Here is a 16,833-nt window from a genome sequence, read left to right on the forward strand (position 1 = left end):
TAAAGTTCTTTTTTACATTCCTGTTCTCGGCTACGGCGGGGTCGAGCGGGTGGTGCAGTACCTGTCGGGTGGCCTTGCGACGCACTATGACATCCTGGTTGTGGCCCAGGGTTCCGAACCAGGCGACCTGCTCTCTGGGGCCCGGCTACCGGCTAACGTGACCATTCTGCCTGCGCCTACCGAGCGTTCGGCCATGAAACACCGGGCCATTCCCGGTCAGGTGCGCCGACTGGTGCGATTGATCTCCGACTACCGGCCCGACCTGCTGCTCTCGGCCTGGCCCAGGGTGCACCTCACGGTGGGGATTGCGCTGGCCTTGCTGCCCAGCACGCAGCGGCCCAGGTGGATTCTTACCGAACACAACGAAATTCAGGGTTACCTGGGATCAGGGTTGCGGGGGGCGCTCAAAACTGCACTGATTCGGCTTCTGGTTCGTCGTGCGGATGCCTATGTGGCTGTATCGGAGAAAGTGGCCCGTTTATCAGGCGCGATCTATCCCGGTTCCAACTTCCGCGTAATCTACAATCCGGCCATTGCCCCCGACCTCGAGCACAAATCCCAGGAGCCTGTCGAGCACCCCTGGTTCCAGGGCCAGCACCCGGTGGTTCTCTCGGTAGGGCGGATGGATACCATGAAGGATTTTCCCACCCTCCTGCGGGCCTTTAAACTGGTACTGGAGCGAATTCCCCTGGCCCGGCTGGTTATCCTGGGCGAAGGTGAGCAGCGCCCCAGGCTGGAGTTTCTGGTTTCGGAGCTGGGTGTAGGGGAACAGGTCTGGATGCCGGGTTTTGAGTCGAACCCCTACAAGTACATGGCCAGGGCCACGGTTTTCACCATGTCTTCAGCTTTTGGCGAGGCTTCGCCCCTGGTTCTTTCGGAGGCCATGTACCTGAGTAAGCCCGTGGTTCTGACCCGGTTTGCCACTGCCCCCGAGTTTGTGAACTCGGGGGTGGATGGACTGCTGGTGGATATCCGCGACCCCCAGGCTCTGGCCGACGGACTGGTTCGGGTGTTGCGAGACCCGAACCTGCAAACACGTTTCGGCGCAACGGCCAGAACCAGGGTTAAGGAGCATTTTTCGGTAGAGCGGGCAGTTGCCAACTACGCGGCCCTCCTGGAGGAAGTGCTGGGCCCGCCCGCGTTGGCCGGGTCAAAACCGTATGGGATGTAGGGGGTAGTGGGTGTCTAGAGAACGATTTGCAGTCTATCTCCCAGCCCTATTGGGGGGCGGAGCCGAACGCTCGATGCTCAACCTGGCCATCGGGATGGCAGAACAAAATGTAGATGTAGATCTGGTGCTGGCCTCGGCTACTGGCCCTTACCTGAAGATGGTGCCCCCCCAGGTTCGGGTGGTGGATTTGAAAGCGGGGCGGGTATTGTCCAGTATGCCTGCTCTGGCCCGCTACCTGCGGGAAGTAAGGCCGGTGGGGATGGTTTCGGCCCTCGATCACGCCAACGTGGTGGCCCTTTGGGCAAGGCGGCTGGCGGGAGGGCAGAGCCGGGTGGCAGTTTGTATGCAGAACACCCCGACCCAGGACGCCAGCCACTCGGCCTCCTTTCGGGGTCGCCTGACTCCAGTGGCCATGAAGCTCTTTTACCCCTGGGCCACCGGTATCGTGGGGGTTTCACAGGGCGTGGTGGATGATTTTATCAAGATGACCGGGATTCGCCAAAAGGTCATGGTCATCCACAACCCGGTGGTTACGCCCGACCTCTTCCGGCGGGCCGACGAACCGGTAGAGCACCCCTGGCTTCAACCTGGCCAGCCGCCGGTCTTGCTGGGGGTGGGCCGCCTAACCCGGCAGAAGAATTTCCCCAACCTGATCCGCGCTTTTGCCAGGGTGCGCACCCAACAACCCTCCCGCTTGATGATTCTGGGGGAGGGTGAGGATCGCTCGGCGCTGGAAACCCTGATTGCCGAACTGGGTCTGCAAGGCGAGGTCAGTCTGCCGGGGTTTGTGCAAAATCCTTACGCCTATATGAAAAGGGCTGCTATGTTTGTTCTATCGTCCGACTGGGAGGGACTACCTACGGTACTGATTGAAGCTCTGGCCCTGGGAACCCCGGTGGTGTCCACCAACTGCCCAAGTGGGCCGATGGAAATTTTGCGCGGGGGAGTTCTGGGCCGCCTGGTGCCCATGCAAGATGCTGAGGCCCTGGCCCAGGCCATTACGGCCAGCCTTTCCGAGCCGTTCAAGCCCGTTTTGGAAGCAGCTTATGCTGACTACACCCAGGCGGTGGTGGTGCAGCAGTACCTGAAGCTCTTAAGGGGGATGTGAAGTGGCTCGTCTGGCCTATGCGGTGTTGTGGCTGTATGTCTTCACCATCCCCTGGGAAAACGTGTTGCTGATTCCGGGGGTGGGCACCCTGAGCCGGTATGTGGGCATCCTGGCTGCCGTTGTCACCCTGGCCTATGTGGTCACTTCAGGGCACCTGAGACTGCACTGGGCACACCTGGTGGGGCTGGGTTTCGTACTGCTGGCGATGCTCAGCTATTTCTGGAGCATTGCCCCCCAGGACACCCTCGAGCGCGTTTTGCAGTTCGGGTTGCTGTGGATATTTTTCTGGGCCCTGTTTGTGGTTTTGAAGGATGAAGCGCCGGTACGGCGGATACTGGCGGCTTATGTCCTGGGGGCCTATGTGGCAGCCGGCAACACCATCTACCACTTCCTCAGTGGCAGCGAGGTGGTTTTCCAGCGCTATGCTGCGGCCAATTTCGACCCCGGCGACCTGTCTTTTGTCCTGGCACTGGGAATTCCGCTGGCCTGGTATCTGGCCTTGCGCGAGACGCGAAGCCGCCTGGTCTGGCTCTACTGGCTATACCCCCTGGTGGCCCTGGGGGTGGTGCTCCTGACGGCGGCTCGAGCGGGACTGCTGGGCGTGGTCGTGGGGCTGCTCTTCGTAATCCTGACCCTGCCCCGAGCCTCCTGGCAGATTAAGGGTCTGGTGGGGGTTTTTGCTGCACTGGCCATTACGCTGTTGCCGGTGTTGGTTCCACCGGAGAGCATCTCGCGCCTGGCGACCCTGGCTGAGGAGGTCAGCACCGGCACCCTTAACGACCGCACCCATATCTGGGCCGCAGGCTGGCAGGTACTGGGCGACCAGCCCTTGCTGGGAACCGGCGCAGGCACCTTCGGGGTCTCGCTAGAGACCCATCCCTGGTTTCGGCAGTGGGTGGCCCCCCACAACCTTTTTGTTGGCATTGCCGCAGAGATGGGGGTGGTGGGACTGGTCTTGCTGCTGCTACTGCTGGCGGGCGTGGTCTTCAGTATCTGGCAGATGACCGGCCTTGAGCGGATGCTCTGGGGGGCGGTCTTCATAATTCTCTTGCTGGCCTTAATGGCCCAGAACTGGGAGTGGCGCAAACAGACCTGGTTTGTGCTGGGCATCATCCTGGCCCATTACGCCGCGCTTGGACAGGCGGGTCAAATGGCCCTGGGAAGGCTCAGGGGGAAGACCTCGAGGGGGACGGCGTGAATCGCCGAGTGTTGTTTCTGATCACCTCGCTCATATACGGGGGGGCCGAGTCGCAGCTCGTCGAGCTGGCCCTGGGCTTTGCGCGGGCGGGCTGGAGGGTGCGGGTGGTCTGTATGACCCCCCTGGGGCCGAGGGCCCAGGATCTGGTTCGGGCTGGAATTCCCGTCGAAACCCTCGAGATGCGGGCAGGCTGGCCCAGCCTGAAAGGGCCCTGGAAACTGGTGCAGATACTGCGCGAGTTTCAGCCTACGGTACTGCACGCCCACATGGTACACGCCAACCTGCTGGCCCGGCTGGTGCGTCCCTGGGTGCGGATTCCATTGCTCATCTGCACAGCCCACAACATTAACGAAGGGGGGCGTTGGCGTGAGCTGGCCTACCGCCTGACCGACCCCTGGTGCGACCTGACCACCCAGGTGAGTCAGGCCGGACTCAGGCGCTACCTCGAGGTGGGTGCGATTGCCCCTGGACGGGGTATGTTTATGGCCAACGGGGTGGACACCCAGCGTTTTGCACCCGATGCCGCCTGGCGTAAGGCCGTGCGTGATGAAATGGGTGTTCGGGACAGCTTTGTATGGCTGGCGGTAGGCCGCTTTACCGAGGCCAAGGACTATCCCAATCTTTTGCAGGCTTTCGCCGAGGTTGCACCGGGCCATCCCACGGATCAACTCTGGCTGGTGGGCCAGGGGCAGTTGCTGGAGTCCATGCGTCAACTGGCCCAGAGCCTGCAACTAGGTGAACGCGTGCAGTTTCTGGGAGCCAGGGGCGATGTGCCCCGTCTGATGCAGGCTGCCGATGCCTACGTGATGTCTTCAGCCTGGGAGGGGATGCCGATGGTGCTCCTGGAAGCGGCGGCCATAGAATTGCCGATCGTGGCAACCGATGTCGGCGGAAACCACGAGGTGGTACAGGAGGGTCGTAGCGGTATGCTGGTGCGCCCCCAGGATAGCGCCGGTTTGGCGACAACCATGCGCCAGATGAGACGGAAATCCGAACTCGAGCGTAAAGACATGGGCAGGGCAGGCCGGGCTTTGGTGCTCGCGCACTACGACCTGCAAGGGGTTATAAGCCGTTGGGAAGCGCTTTACCTGCGCTTGCTCAGTCAAAAAACGCCGCAAGTCTTAGGAGAACCCTGATGCCCAAACTGCTCATGGTGGCCACCACCTCTCTGTTTTTCACCGAGTTCCTGCTACCCTATGCGGCACACTTTCGGCGGCTGGGCTGGCAGGTGGATGGTGCTGCCGCCGGTGCGCCCGGATGCGAACAGTCCAAAGCCGTATTTGACCAGCTCTTCGATGTGCAGATGTCACGCAAGGCCCAGGATCCGCGCAATGTGCTGCTGGCAATGCGTGAACTGCATAGCCTGGTGAAGCGGGAAGGCTACGATATCGTCCATGTACACACCCCGATTGCGGCCTTCGTAACCCGACTGGCCCTGCGTGGCTGGCTGGCTTCGGGCCGGGGCAGGCTGATCTATACCGCCCACGGTTTCCACTTTCATCCCCACGGCCACCCGCTAAAGAATGCACTGTTCTATAGCCTGGAGTGGCTGGTCAAGCGTTATACCGACTACCTGGTGGTGATGAACGAGACCGACCGCCGGGTGGCCCACCGGCTGGTGGGGTCGGCACGAACCGTCTATATGCCCGGTATTGGGGTAGACCTGGACTTCTACTCGAGCCGGCGGGTTGCACCGGAGCAGGTCGCGCAGCTACGGGCCTCCATGGGACTAGACCCGCACCAACCCTACTTCCTGATGGTTGCCGAGTTTATCCCGCGCAAGCGCCACCAGGATGCGCTGCGGGCCTTTGCGCACCTGGGCGAACCCTCCGCCCACCTGGTACTGGCCGGGGAAGGGGTCTTGTTGGAAGAGATGAAAGCCTATGCAGCAAAACTCGGTATCACCCAGCGGGTGCACTTTCTGGGCTTTCGTCGGGACATTCCGGCTCTGATCCAGGGGGCCGTTGCGACCCTGCTTCCGTCCGAGCAGGAAGGCTTGCCGAGGGCTATCATGGAATCGTTTTGTCTGGGGATTCCCGCGATAGGGGCCGATGTACGTGGAATCCAGGAGTTGCTACGGGATGGGGCTGGTCTGCTCCACCCGGTGGGGGACGTGCCCGCCCTGGTTCAGGCCATGCGCTGGGTGCTGGAAAACCCTTCAGCAAGCCAGGAGTTGGGCCGCAAGGGGCAAGAACACGTACAGACCTATGATCTGCAAAATGTGCTTGCTCTACACGAGGAACTCTATGCAGTGGCACTGGGCCATAAGCCGCTGCCAAAGCCCGCCTAGGAAAGGAAGCTTGTGTTGGACTGGTGGTTGCTGTTGTTCACAGTGGTATCTGCGGTTGCTCTGGTGGGGTGGTCCATTCCGCTGGCTCGAGTGCTGGGCATCGTAGACAAGCCGGGGGAAATAAAGATTCATTCCCTGCCAACCCCGCGCTTTGGTGGGATGGGCATCGTGGCAACCATTGCCATCTGGGGTTTATATACGGGTTCCTTGTCCGGATGGGCCTTGTTGGGCCTGCTGATCATAGCTACAACGGGCACCCTCGACGACCGCTACAACCTCTCGCCCAAGACCCGCCTGGCTGCCGAGTTGGTGGCTGGGGTGGCGCTGGGCTTGCACTTCTGGAGCGAGTTGGGCTGGTTGGGCCTGGCCATGGGTATCGTGCTGGTTCCAGTGATGGCCAACGCTGTGAACCTGATCGATGGTATGAACGGGCTGGCCTCTGGCAACGCCATGATTTCGGCGGCAGGGCTGGCAGTGATGCTGTGGGCGCTGCAACTCGAGGCTATGCTGGCCATCATCGTGGTGGGCAGCCTGGTGGGCTTCCTGGTGTGGAACTATCCCAAGGCCAGAACCTTCATGGGTGATTGCGGTAGCCTCTCTACCGGCTATATGCTGGCCATGCTGTTGATGTTCTCCGCCACCCACGGCTGGATTACCTTTCTAGCCGCCGGGGTAATGGTAAGTTTTCCGCTTTACGATATGGCGGCGGGTATTATCCGGCGCTGGCGCCGGGGCAAGCCCATTTTCGATGGCGACCGCGACCATACCTACGACCGGCTGGATCAGCTTTATGTGCGTAACCCTACCAGAACCGTGCTGGTAGTCTGGGCAGTTACCGCCCTTCTGGTCAAAGTGGGTCTGATTGTCAGCAACGCTGTTTTGCTGGTTGGAGCCCCACTCATCCTCCTGGTCGTGGCCGTTTTATTCTGGTCAGCCTATCGGCTGGGCGCGCTCTAAACCGCGCCGTGTTGGTTTAGTCAAATCGGAAAGGCCCCTCCGCCCGGTTACTGGCACCGCACCCGGGGCACTTCCCACCAATCGGCGGTACGGTGGGCACATACCCCTTCCCCAACACCGAGTGCGGTAGGGACAAATGACCCATTGATCTGTAACGCCATGTTATGGACGGTTTGAAGCGGAATGGCTCTATAATCCGAAATAAAAACTTCCTGAACGGGCTTTCCTGGAGATCCCGGAACCGACACTGGGTGTGTTTGCAGGTCAGGCTTCGTTATTAAGCACGTTACTGCTGTGTTGCAGCGTGAAAAAGCCTTGCGACCAGGCGTAACGAAGGTGACAATGCGGCTACGCATCGTACTTTTTAGCGAATAACGCAACCATAACGCTATTTGACCTAATCTTTCTAGCATACCCCTGGAGATGAATGTCTCCGATTTTATGAAGGAGCGCACTGATGTTGAAAAATCCCGTTACCATCACGCCCTTTGCTCCCTGGCCCTACTTTGAACCCGATGAAATTGAAGCCACGGTGAAGGTGCTTCAGTCGGGAAAGGTGAATTACTGGACGGGCCAGGAGGGCCGCATTTTCGAGCGCGAATTTGCCGACTATGTGGGAACCAGACATGCCATCGCTTTGCATAATGGTACGGTAGCCATTGAACTCGCGCTCTATGCGATGGGCGTCGGGGATGGAGACGAAGTCATTACCACTCCGCGCACCTTCATTGCCTCGGCCAGTGCGGTGGTGATGCGCGGGGCCAGACCGATCATGGCCGATGTGGATCGCGACAGCGGCTTGATTACTGCGGAGACCATCGAGAGGGCCATCACTCCCCGTACCAGGGCCATCGTCGTGGTACACCTGGCGGGCTGGCCCGCCGACATGGATCCCATCATGGAACTGGCCCGTAAGCACAACCTGTGGGTGATCGAAGACTGCGCCCAGGCCCACGGGGCAAAGTACCAGGGCAGGAGTGTGGGTTCCATTGGCCATGCCGGGGCCTGGTCTTTTTGCCAGGACAAGATTCTGACCACCGGCGGGGAGGGCGGGATGCTCACCCTGAACGATGACGAACTATGGAACAAGGCCTGGAGCTTCAAGGATCACGGCAAGAGCTACGATGCAGTATACAACCGTCCACACCCTCCGGGCTTCCGCTGGCTGCACGAGGACTTCGGGACCAACTGGCGCATGCTCGAGATGCAGTCGGCGATGGGTCGGGTAATTTTGCGCAAACTGGATGCCTGGATCGAGAAGCGTCGGATGTACGCCCACTACCTGAGCCAACGCTTCCGCCAAATCCCAGCCCTGCGGGTGCCCGAAGTGCCCTCCGACCTGTACCACGCCTATTACAAGTACTACGTCTACGTACGCCCCGAACTGCTCAAGCCGGGCTGGAGCCGGGATCGGATCATGCAAGTGGTGAGTGATATCGGTATCCCCTGTATGAGCGGGAGTTGCAGTGAGATTTACCTCGAGAAAGCCTTTACCAGCCGGGGCTGGCAGCCCGCCGAGCGCCTGCCGGTAGCCCAGGAACTGGGTGAGACCTCCCTGATGCTCCTGGTGCACCCTACCTTGTGCATGGAGCACATCAAGGCCGCAGCCGATGTGGTCGAACAAGTGATGCTGGAGGCTTCGCGCTAAGGCGCGAGAGGAGCCGGGATGATTCAGAATTTGAAGGAATTGCGTTTTAGCCCCGATGTGGTATTGCGGGCCCTGGCCGATCAGTTGATGGTGGGGGGGAGTTTTGCGGCAGCGATGGTGGTTCATTTGCTCCTGGCCTATAGTGGAGCGGGAGCCAACCCCAGCCTGTTGGGGCAGTATGCGCAAGTGTATGCCCAAAACATCTGGATTCTGATGCTGGTTAGCTTTGCCATTTTTGCCGCCAACGGCTTCTACACCAGGGGTCGAGCCTACCGCGGCCGTTACAAGATGCTGGTGGTAGCCCAGGCGGTGGCCCTGGCCTATCTGGTGTACGGCTTTACTGTTTTTATGCTTCCAGTAGCGATCAATCCGCCCAGCCTGGTGGTGTTCTTGGGCTTTCTATTCACGCTGGTTCTTACCCTGGGCTCCCGGGCTTGGGTACACTACTGGTCTATTGTTGAGCTCGAGCGCAAAGCCAAAGCCAATCCCATCCCCATCCCCAACCTCCAGCTCAACGACCGCACCATCCTGGTGATTGGCGGTGCAGGATACATCGGCTCGGGTCTGCTGCCCCGGCTCCTGGAGAAGGGCTACAAGGTGCGCCTCTTAGACCTGCTGATGTTCGGTAAAGAGCCTATTGCCCATGTGCTGCACCACCCTAACCTGGAGATCATCCAGGCCGACTTCCGCCAGGTGGACAAAGTGGTGGAGGCCATGCGCGGCGTGGACACCGTGGTACACCTGGGCGGCCTGGTGGGTGACCCGGCCTGTGCCCTCGACGAAAACCTGACCACCGAAATCAACCTGGTTGCTACCCGCACCATCGCCGAGATTGCCAAAGGGATGCGGGTCAAGCGCTTTGTTTTCGCCAGCACCTGCTCGGTCTACGGGGCCAGCGATATCGTGCTCAACGAGCGTAGCAACCTCTACCCGGTCTCGCTCTACGCCCGCTCCAAGATTGCCTCCGAACAGGTGCTGCACAAGCTCCAGAGCGACGATTTTTCGGTGGTGATCCTGCGCTTCGGCACCATCTTCGGCCTTTCAGGCCGCACCCGCTTCGATCTGGTGGTTAACCTGCTCACTGCCAAGGCCATTGTAGACAAGAAGATCACGGTGTTTGGCGGTGACCAGTGGCGGCCCTTTGTCCACGTGGACGATGCCTCACTGGCGGTAATGCTTGCCACCGAAGCCCCCAAAGAGCGCGTTCATAACGAGACCTTTAATGTGGGGGGCAACGACGGCAACTTGACCCTGGGCATGGTCGGAGAGCTGGTCAAGAAACTGGTGCCCGACGCCGAGCTGATTGACTCAGGTCGTGATGGCGACCGCCGCAACTACCGGGTGGACTTCTCCAAGATTCGCAACCTGTTGGGATTCGTGCCTCAGTGGACGGTAGAGAAGGGCATCCAGCAGGTGATTGATGCTCTACGTAGCGGCAGGGTGCGCGACTACCGGGCCTCGATGTACTCCAACGTCAAGTACCTCACCGAGGATACCGCTTCGGAGTCGGTCAAGCAGTACTACCTGGGCTGGGAGAAAGGCCTGATCGAGCGGGCCCACATGCAGAATACCACCGAGGAAAAACCCCCCATCGCTACCCCACAAGCCTGAGCGCGTCGAACAAAAAGGGGGGGTGAAACCCTCCCTTTTTGTTTGTACGGAATGGTATACATCCCCTTTGTGGCCTGACCTCCCGTTGACAAGGCCTGCCTTTAATGGCGCAGGGTTCTCTCCCTAGGAGGATAAATCATGCGTCAAAGAGTCCTTTCTCTGCTGCTGGTAGCTCTGCTAATGAGCCTGTTAATGAGCGCCAGTGCTCAGCGTGTGCGGGTGGAGTTCTGGCACGGCCTTGGTGGACCGCTGGGCCAGTTGCTCGAGACCATCACTGATGATTTCAATCGTTCGCAAGACCGCTTTCAGGTGAATGCCACCTTCCGTGGCAGCTACCCCGAGACCATGGTAGCGGCGATTGCCGCTTTCCGGGCCGGGAATGCCCCTCACATCGTGCAGATGTTCGAGGTGGGTACAGCTACCATGATGCATGCGGGGGGGGCGATTGTTCCGGTCTATCAGTTGTTTGCCCGCACCGGGGTTCCCTTCGACCCCAGCGTCTTCCTTCCCGCTGTCCGCAGCTATTACAGCCTGCCCGATGGCCGCCTGATGTCGTTGCCGTTCAACAGCTCAACTGCCATCACCTGGTACAACCGCGATGCGTTCCGTGCTGCCGGCCTCAATCCCGACCAGCCCCCGCGCACCTGGACTGAACTGCGTAACGCTGCCAGGCGAATTGTTGCCAGCGGTGCAGCGCGCTGTGGCTTTTCCACCGCCTGGCCCACCTGGACGCAGTTTGAGCAGTTCAGTGCGATCCACAACGTCCCCCTGGCCACCCGCGCCAATGGCATGGAGGGTCTGGATGCCCGACTTCAGATTAACAGTCCTTTGCACCTGCGCCACCTGCAGACCCTGATGGACATGCAAAGAGAAGGCTCGTTCACCTACGGTGGACGCGATGGGGCCGCCGATGCCCTGTTTGTCAACGGCACCTGCGCGATCCTGCACGGGTCTTCGGCGCTACTGGGACGGGTGCGGAGCGAGGCTACCTTTAACTGGGGCGTGGCCAACCTGCCTTTCTACGATGATGTCAGGGGTGCTCCCATCAACTCGATTATCGGTGGGGCCAGTTTCTGGGTGATGACCGCTCCGGGCCGCACCGACCAGGAGTACCGCGCCGTTGCCGAGTTCTTCCGCTTTATCAGCCGCCCCGAAGTTGCCCGCCGCTGGCACTCCGAGACCGGTTTCCTGCCCATCCGCCAGGACGTTTTCAACGAACTGAATGCGGCTGGTTTCTACCGGGCCAATCCGGGCCGCGACCTGCCGCTGCTCCAGCTGACCCGCACCGAGCCGACCGTTAACTCTCGAGGTCTCCGCCTGGGTAATATGCCCGAAATTCGCAACATCATCCAAGAAGAGGTAGAAAACGCCCTTCAGGGCCGTCAGACTGCCCAGCAGGCTCTCGACAATGCGGTCAGGCGTGGCGATGCCGTGCTGGCAGCCTTTGAGCGTGCCCACCGATAGCTGTTTGTGATAGTTCGGTGTGGTATAGAACCGTCGAAGTAACTCGCGATCCTGTGATCTGGTCATCTACAAAACAGGCGGGCGTTGGCTGCGGGGAAGTTTCTGCCGCAGCCAACTCGGCTAAGCCACTGGCCCTGGGCCGCTGATAAGGTTCTACCCTTCACTATGCAAAGGCGTGTAGTTTATCCCAACAGAGTTCTACCGTACTTGTTGCTGGCCCCCCAGATCATTATCACGGTGGTCTTCTTCATTTACCCAGCAGCCGAAGCCATCCGGCAGGCGCTCTACCAGCAAGATCCCTTTGGGCTGAACGCTCAGTTCGTCTGGTTTGAAAACTTCGCCCTGGTTTTGCAGGACCCCCACTACTGGGAAGCTGCGCGGGTGACCCTGATCTTCTCGCTTGCGGTCACTCTGCTGGCGATGGCCCCCGCCTTGCTGCTAGCGGTGATGGCCGACAGGGTTGTGCGGGGAGCAGCGGGGTACCGCACCCTGATTGTCTGGCCCTACGCGATTGCACCGGCGGTGGCGGCAGTGCTCTGGCTGTTTATCTTTCACCCGGACATCGGCTATGTTGGGCAGGGCTTGCTTGCGCTGGGCATTCCCTGGGACTACCGGATGAACGGCGCCCAGGCCTTGCTGCTGGTTATTCTGGTCTCGGCCTGGAAACAGATCAGCTACAACTTCCTGTTCTTTTTGGCGGCCCTGCAGTCAATTCCCCGCTCCATCACCGAAGCTGCAGCCATTGATGGGGCCAGTGGGATGCGGGGCTTCTGGTTGATCACGTTTCCGCTACTCTCACACATCACTTTTTTCCTGCTGGTAGTGAACCTGATCTACTCCCTTTTCGACACCTTCGGGGTGATTCACGCGCTAACCCAGGGCGGGCCGGGCGTGGCCACCACCACCCTGATGTACAGCATCTACCGCGACGGGGTGGTCAATGTAGACCTGGGGGGTTCTTCGGCCCAGTCGGTGATTTTGATGGCTGGGGTGATCCTCCTGACCATGCTCCAGTTCCGCTACCTCGAGAAGCGGGTGCACTACTAGGTACCTATGCGCAGACCCCATAACTGGCTGGCACACTTCATCCTGATTCTGGGGGCGCTGATCTTCGCTTTCCCAATTTATCTGGCGGCCATCGGCTCGAGCCACGATGCCGGTACGATTGGGCGTGGACAGATGCCCTTGCTCCCTGGAGATCAGTGGCTCACCAACTACCAGCAGGCCCTGCAGAGCGGCCAGGGAGAACGGGTGCGTGGCAACCCGGCTCTGGGCCTGATGCAGAACAGCCTGATCATGGCTCTGGGTATCACCTTCGGAAAGATAGCCGTCTCGCTGCTATCAGCCTATGCGGTGGTGTTTTTCAGGTTTCCGGGCCGCATGTTCTTCTTCTGGCTAATTTTTCTAACCCTGATGCTGCCCGTCGAGGTCAGGATAATTCCCACCTATGCCGTGGTTGCCGACTTTGGCATGGTGAATACTTTCGAGGGCCTGATTATCCCGCTGATTGCCTCCGCAACCGCAACCCTGCTTTTTCGGCAGTTTTTCCTGACCATCCCCGATGAGCTGGTGGACGCTGCCAAAATGGACGGTGCAGGCCCGATGCGCTTTTTCTGGTCCATCCTGCTGCCGTTATCGCGCACCAATATCGCGGCCCTCTTCGTGATTATGTTCATCTACGGCTGGAACCAGTATCTCTGGCCCCTGCTGATTACGACCAGCTCGCAGATGCAGACCGTAATTGTAGGCATTGTCAAGATGATTGGTACGGGGGAGGCCCAGACCGACTGGCACCTGATCATGGCTACAACCGTGCTAGCCTTACTACCGCCGGTGATGGTGATCATCCTGATGCAGCGCTGGTTCGTCAAGGGTCTGGTGGATGCCGACAAGTAAAGTATCTGCAAAAAACCAGGATGGGAGCCTTAATTTAGTCCAGCAGCCCCGACCGGGCCAGCAGGGCCCTGGGGTCAGGGTCGCGGCCCAGGAAGCGGCGGAAGAGCTCGGCGGGGTCTACCGCGTTGCCCTTGCTCAAGATGTGGGAGATGAAGTCCTGGCCAGTCCGAGGGTCGAAGATGCCCTCGGTCTTGAAGCGTGAGAAGGCGTCGGCGTCCAGCACCTCCGACCATTTATACGAATAGTAGCCAGCCGCGTAGCCCACCGGATGACCAAAGAGGTGGGCAAACCCGGCCACAAAAGCATAGTCTTCGGGCAGGGGTGCAGGCACGAAGGGCTGCATGATGGCTCGAGCGTAACTCACCACGTCGCCATCGCTGGGAAGGTAGCGAACGTGCAGCGAGAGGTCGAGCATTCCAAATGACAACTGCCGCATCCCCAGGCTGGCAGCCCAGTAGTTTCTGGCCCGGGTCAGCTTTCCGAACAGCTCTTCTGGGATAGGTGCACCGGTCTGATAATGACGGGCAAACAAGTCCAGGGCTTCGCGCTCCCAGCACCAGTTTTCCATGATCTGGCTGGGCAGCTCCACAAAGTCGCGGGCTACCTGGGTTCCGGCCAGGCTACGGGCTTCCACGCTGGAAAGGGCCAGGTGCAGCAGGTGCCCAAACTCGTGGAAGACGGTCTCGACCTCGCGGTGGGTCAGCAGGGAGGGCTGGTTGCCCACCGGAGGGGTCAGGTTGCCGCACATCAGGCCCAGGTGGGGCTCGGTGGTCTGGCCGTTGCGCACCCCACGAATAAGGGAGTTCATCCAGGCTCCGCCACGCTTGTTTTCACGGGGGTGCCAGTCGGTGAAGAAGCGGCAAATGCGCTCCTTGTTCCGATAAATCTCGTAGGTTTTGACCTCGGGGTGCCAGGTCTGAACCCCCTCAATTTCGCGCACCTGAATGCCAAATACCCGGCGGCAAATTTCAAAGAGCCCGGCCAGCACCTGGGGCAGGGCAAAGTAGGGGCGCAGTTCTTCCTCGTCGAAATCGTAGAGGGCTTTGCGCCGTTTTTCGGCATAGTAGGCAACATCCCAGGGTTGCAGTGGGGGAGCCTGGGGGCCTTCGAGTTCGCGCCGGAAGGCTTGCAGGGCCCCGACCTCTTTGTGAAAGTAGGGCTCGTAGGCCTCGCGTAAATCCTGCTCGAAACGCAGAGCGGTTTCAGCTTTGCTGGCCATGCGGTTTTCCAGCACGTAGTCAGCAAAATTAGCATAACTCAACAGATCGGCCTTTTCGCGGCGCAGAGCCAGGATTTCGTCAATCAGGGGGCGGTTGTCTCGGCCCGGCTCGGTGGCACGGGTGTAGTAGGCCAGGTAGGTTTGCTTACGAATTTCGCCGTCGTCGAGGTGGGTTTGCAGGGCCAAAAAAGTGGGTTGTTGCAGGGTGAATCGGTAGCCTTCGCGGCCCTTCGAGCGAGCGCTGGCCTGGGCTGCCTCGAGCGCACTCGGGGGCAGGCCCGCCACCTGGCTCTCGTCGAGATAAAGCTCCCAGTCGGCGGTGGAGTCGGTGAGGTGTTGCTCGAACCGGGTGGTGATCTCCGAAAGGCGGGTATTGAGGGCCTCGAGGCGGGCCTTCGGGTCTGCTGGAAGGTCGGCCCCCTGCCGGAGGAAATCGTCTAAGCGCAGCTTCAAAAAACGAGCCCAGTCTGGGGAAAGTTGCAGAGCTTCCTGAGTAGCAGCAAACTCCTGGAGGGCCTGGTAAAGCTCGGCGGAAATCTGCACCCGGGTACTAAAGGCGGTGATGGGGGGGATGATGGCATTGTATGCCGCGCGAAGTTCGGGGGTAGAGACCACGCTCTCGAGGTGGGCTACCAGCGTATAGGCATAGGAAAGGGTCTCGCCCAGCCGATCCAGGGCCACCAGGGTGTTGGCCTGGGTGCGCGGCCCTTCCACACCCAGAATGGCCTGGAATTCTTCTTCCGCGCGGGCGATCAGGGTCTGGATGGCAGGCTCGATGTGCTGGGGTTGGATATCGTCAAACGGAGTATCGTAGCGAATCTCCAGCAGAGGGTTCTCGTGCATAGCACATTAGTATAAGCGTGGTCAGGTGTAGATGATGTGTAGCCTTTAGGCGTAACCCTGCACGGCCCGAACCACGGCTTCCACCTGCAGCTCCTCCAAAAAAGGGTGCATGGGCAGGCTCAACACCTCGCGGGCAGCGGCTTCGGCAGCGGGGAGGGAGCCTTTGGGGGCCAGGTCGCGGTAAGCGGGTTGAAGGTGGGCTGGCACCGGGTAGTGGATGCTGCTGCCGACACCACGGTCTTTGAGGTGGGCTGCCAGCCGGTCGCGTTCGGGATGGCGCACCGTGTACTGGTGATAGATGTGCAGTGCATAGGGCATTTCACAGGGGGTCTGAACCCGGTTTTTCATCCCTTCGGTGTAGATCTGGGCGATCTGTCGGCGGCGGGAGTTCCAGCTTTCCAGATGGGGCAGCTTGGCCCGCAGGATGGCTGCTTGCAGCGCATCGAGCCTCGAGGTATAGCCCGCAGGCCGCACGTGGTGGTAGCGCACCCGGGAACCGTGGGCCGCCAGCAGGCGCGACTCCTCGGCAACCTGCTCGCTTCTGGTGGCGATGAAGCCCGCGTCGCCATACGCCCCCAGGTTTTTGGTGGGATAAAGGCTAAAGGCCCCCGCATCGCCCAAGGTTCCGGCCTGAGGATGCGCACCGTCACAACCCTTGCCCAGCAGTCGTTTGCAGTCAGAAGCACAGTACCTGGCCCCAATGGCCTGAGCTGCGTCTTCCAGAACCTTCAAACCGTGTTTTTGCGCCAGGCTCAAGATTTCCTGCATGGGTGCGACCTGTCCGTACAGATGCACCGGCAGAATCGCCCTGGTGCGCGGTGTGAGGGCCGCTTCCAACAACGCCGGATTGAGGTTGAAGGTCTGGGGGTCAATGTCCACCAGGACGGGTATCGCTCCAGCATGTTGAATGGCCTCGATGGTGGCGATAAAGGTGAAAGGGCTGGTGATGACCGCATCCCCCGGCCCAACCCCCATGGCCCGCAGGGCGATAAAGAGCGCATCGGTTCCCGAACCACAGGTCACCACGTGGGGCACCTGCAGAAACTCCGAAAGCTCGGCTTCCAGGGCCGCAACCTCGGGGCCACCCACAAACCCGCCGGAGGTCAGTACACGCTCCAAAGCAGCATCTATCTCATTTTTCAGCTCGAGGTACTCACGCTTGAGGTCAAGAATTGGAACCATGCAAACACCTGTTCTATAGCTTAGTACATCGCTGGTTGATTTTTGCCGTAAACAGCAAATGGCCTGGGATCTGCTTCCTTTCCCCCGGCATTGAAAACCCAGGCCTACCGGTAGATGCCCTTCCCCAGCCAGATGCCCGCCGCAATGCCCAGCAGATTGGCGGCCCAGGCCGCAATTTCGGGAGGAAATGGGCCCGACAGGGCCAGCACCTTGCCGGTACTGAAAGCCAGGTAGTAGGCAATGGTG

General features: G+C 60.1%; 14 protein-coding genes. 11 read left to right on the forward strand and 3 right to left on the reverse strand.

Annotated elements, in window-relative coordinates; translation table 11 throughout:
• The 11 genes from Q0288_RS09620 to ugpE all read left to right on the forward strand — a co-directional run.
• Positions 1-1,171: glycosyltransferase (locus tag Q0288_RS09620; RefSeq protein ID WP_299429821.1), on the forward strand; the 1,171-nt coding region annotated here is incomplete at its 5' end.
• Positions 1,172-1,181: 10 nt separating this feature from the next.
• The gene (locus tag Q0288_RS09625) at positions 1,182-2,279 is read left to right on the forward strand and encodes a glycosyltransferase (protein WP_299429823.1); all 1,098 of its coding nucleotides are present in this window, start codon (positions 1,182-1,184) and stop codon (positions 2,277-2,279) included.
• 1 nt (position 2,280) lies between these two features.
• On the forward strand, positions 2,281-3,477 hold the full coding sequence (locus tag Q0288_RS09630; protein WP_299429825.1) for an O-antigen ligase family protein: 1,197 nt from the start codon (positions 2,281-2,283) through the stop codon (positions 3,475-3,477).
• The gene (locus Q0288_RS09635) at positions 3,474-4,613 is read left to right on the forward strand and encodes a glycosyltransferase (protein ID WP_299429827.1); all 1,140 of its coding nucleotides are present in this window, start codon (positions 3,474-3,476) and stop codon (positions 4,611-4,613) included. Before Q0288_RS09630 ends, Q0288_RS09635 begins: the two co-directional genes overlap by 4 nt.
• Positions 4,613-5,767 carry a glycosyltransferase gene (locus tag Q0288_RS09640; RefSeq protein ID WP_299429829.1) on the forward strand — a complete coding sequence of 385 codons (1,155 nt, stop codon included), beginning with the start codon at positions 4,613-4,615 and terminating at the stop codon, positions 5,765-5,767. The genes Q0288_RS09635 and Q0288_RS09640 overlap by 1 nt, the downstream gene beginning before the upstream one ends.
• A gap of 12 nt (positions 5,768-5,779) precedes the next feature.
• Positions 5,780-6,724 (forward strand): glycosyltransferase family 4 protein, encoded by a 945-nt coding sequence (locus tag Q0288_RS09645; protein WP_299429831.1) that lies wholly within the window; start codon positions 5,780-5,782, stop codon positions 6,722-6,724.
• Between the two features lie 457 nt (positions 6,725-7,181).
• Entirely contained in the window at positions 7,182-8,372 is a 1,191-nt protein-coding gene (locus Q0288_RS09650) for a DegT/DnrJ/EryC1/StrS aminotransferase family protein (protein ID WP_299429833.1), read from the forward strand.
• 18 nt (positions 8,373-8,390) lie between these two features.
• Positions 8,391-9,983, forward strand: a complete 1,593-nt coding sequence (locus Q0288_RS09655) for an NAD(P)-dependent oxidoreductase (RefSeq protein WP_299429835.1) — start codon at positions 8,391-8,393, stop codon at positions 9,981-9,983.
• Between the two features lie 138 nt (positions 9,984-10,121).
• Positions 10,122-11,447, forward strand: coding sequence for a sn-glycerol-3-phosphate ABC transporter substrate-binding protein UgpB (gene ugpB / locus Q0288_RS09660; protein ID WP_299429837.1), 1,326 nt, complete (start codon positions 10,122-10,124; stop codon positions 11,445-11,447).
• A 165-nt stretch (positions 11,448-11,612) separates the two neighbouring features.
• The gene (gene ugpA, locus Q0288_RS09665) at positions 11,613-12,494 is read left to right on the forward strand and encodes a sn-glycerol-3-phosphate ABC transporter permease UgpA (RefSeq protein WP_299429839.1); all 882 of its coding nucleotides are present in this window, start codon (positions 11,613-11,615) and stop codon (positions 12,492-12,494) included.
• 6 nt (positions 12,495-12,500) lie between these two features.
• Positions 12,501-13,343: a sn-glycerol-3-phosphate ABC transporter permease UgpE gene (gene ugpE, locus Q0288_RS09670; RefSeq protein ID WP_299429841.1), complete on the forward strand. Its 843-nt coding sequence runs from the start codon at positions 12,501-12,503 to the stop codon at positions 13,341-13,343.
• Between the two features lie 34 nt (positions 13,344-13,377).
• Here the strand turns inward: ugpE and Q0288_RS09675 are convergent, their stop codons facing one another.
• The 3 genes from Q0288_RS09675 to Q0288_RS09685 form a co-directional block, all read right to left on the reverse strand.
• Positions 13,378-15,405, reverse strand: coding sequence for a M3 family metallopeptidase (locus Q0288_RS09675; protein ID WP_299429845.1), 2,028 nt, complete (start codon positions 15,403-15,405; stop codon positions 13,378-13,380).
• A gap of 45 nt (positions 15,406-15,450) precedes the next feature.
• Positions 15,451-16,587 carry a DegT/DnrJ/EryC1/StrS family aminotransferase gene (locus Q0288_RS09680; protein WP_299429847.1) on the reverse strand — a complete coding sequence of 379 codons (1,137 nt, stop codon included), beginning with the start codon at positions 16,585-16,587 and terminating at the stop codon, positions 15,451-15,453.
• 104 nt (positions 16,588-16,691) lie between these two features.
• The gene (locus Q0288_RS09685) at positions 16,692-16,829 is read right to left on the reverse strand and encodes an LptF/LptG family permease (RefSeq protein WP_366914740.1); all 138 of its coding nucleotides are present in this window, start codon (positions 16,827-16,829) and stop codon (positions 16,692-16,694) included.
• Positions 16,830-16,833 lie beyond the last annotated feature (4 nt).

The sequence above is a fragment of the uncultured Meiothermus sp. genome (genome assembly GCF_937863175.1).
Taxonomy (GTDB): Bacteria; Deinococcota; Deinococci; order Deinococcales; family Thermaceae; genus Meiothermus.

Bases quoted from the DNA above. Each gene is read 5' to 3' on its own strand.
- ugpA (WP_299429839.1), top strand. From the start codon at position 11,613: ATGCAAAGGCGTGTAGTTTATCCCAACAGAGTTCTACCGTACTTGTTG.
- Q0288_RS09650 (WP_299429833.1), top strand. From the start codon at position 7,182: ATGTTGAAAAATCCCGTTACCATCACGCCCTTTGCTCCCTGGCCCTAC.
- ugpE (WP_299429841.1), top strand. From the start codon at position 12,501: ATGCGCAGACCCCATAACTGGCTGGCACACTTCATCCTGATTCTGGGG.
- Q0288_RS09640 (WP_299429829.1), top strand. From the start codon at position 4,613: ATGCCCAAACTGCTCATGGTGGCCACCACCTCTCTGTTTTTCACCGAG.
- ugpB (WP_299429837.1), top strand. From the start codon at position 10,122: ATGCGTCAAAGAGTCCTTTCTCTGCTGCTGGTAGCTCTGCTAATGAGC.
- Q0288_RS09655 (WP_299429835.1), top strand. From the start codon at position 8,391: ATGATTCAGAATTTGAAGGAATTGCGTTTTAGCCCCGATGTGGTATTG.
- Q0288_RS09675 (WP_299429845.1), bottom strand. From the start codon at position 15,405: ATGCACGAGAACCCTCTGCTGGAGATTCGCTACGATACTCCGTTTGAC.
- Q0288_RS09680 (WP_299429847.1), bottom strand. From the start codon at position 16,587: ATGGTTCCAATTCTTGACCTCAAGCGTGAGTACCTCGAGCTGAAAAAT.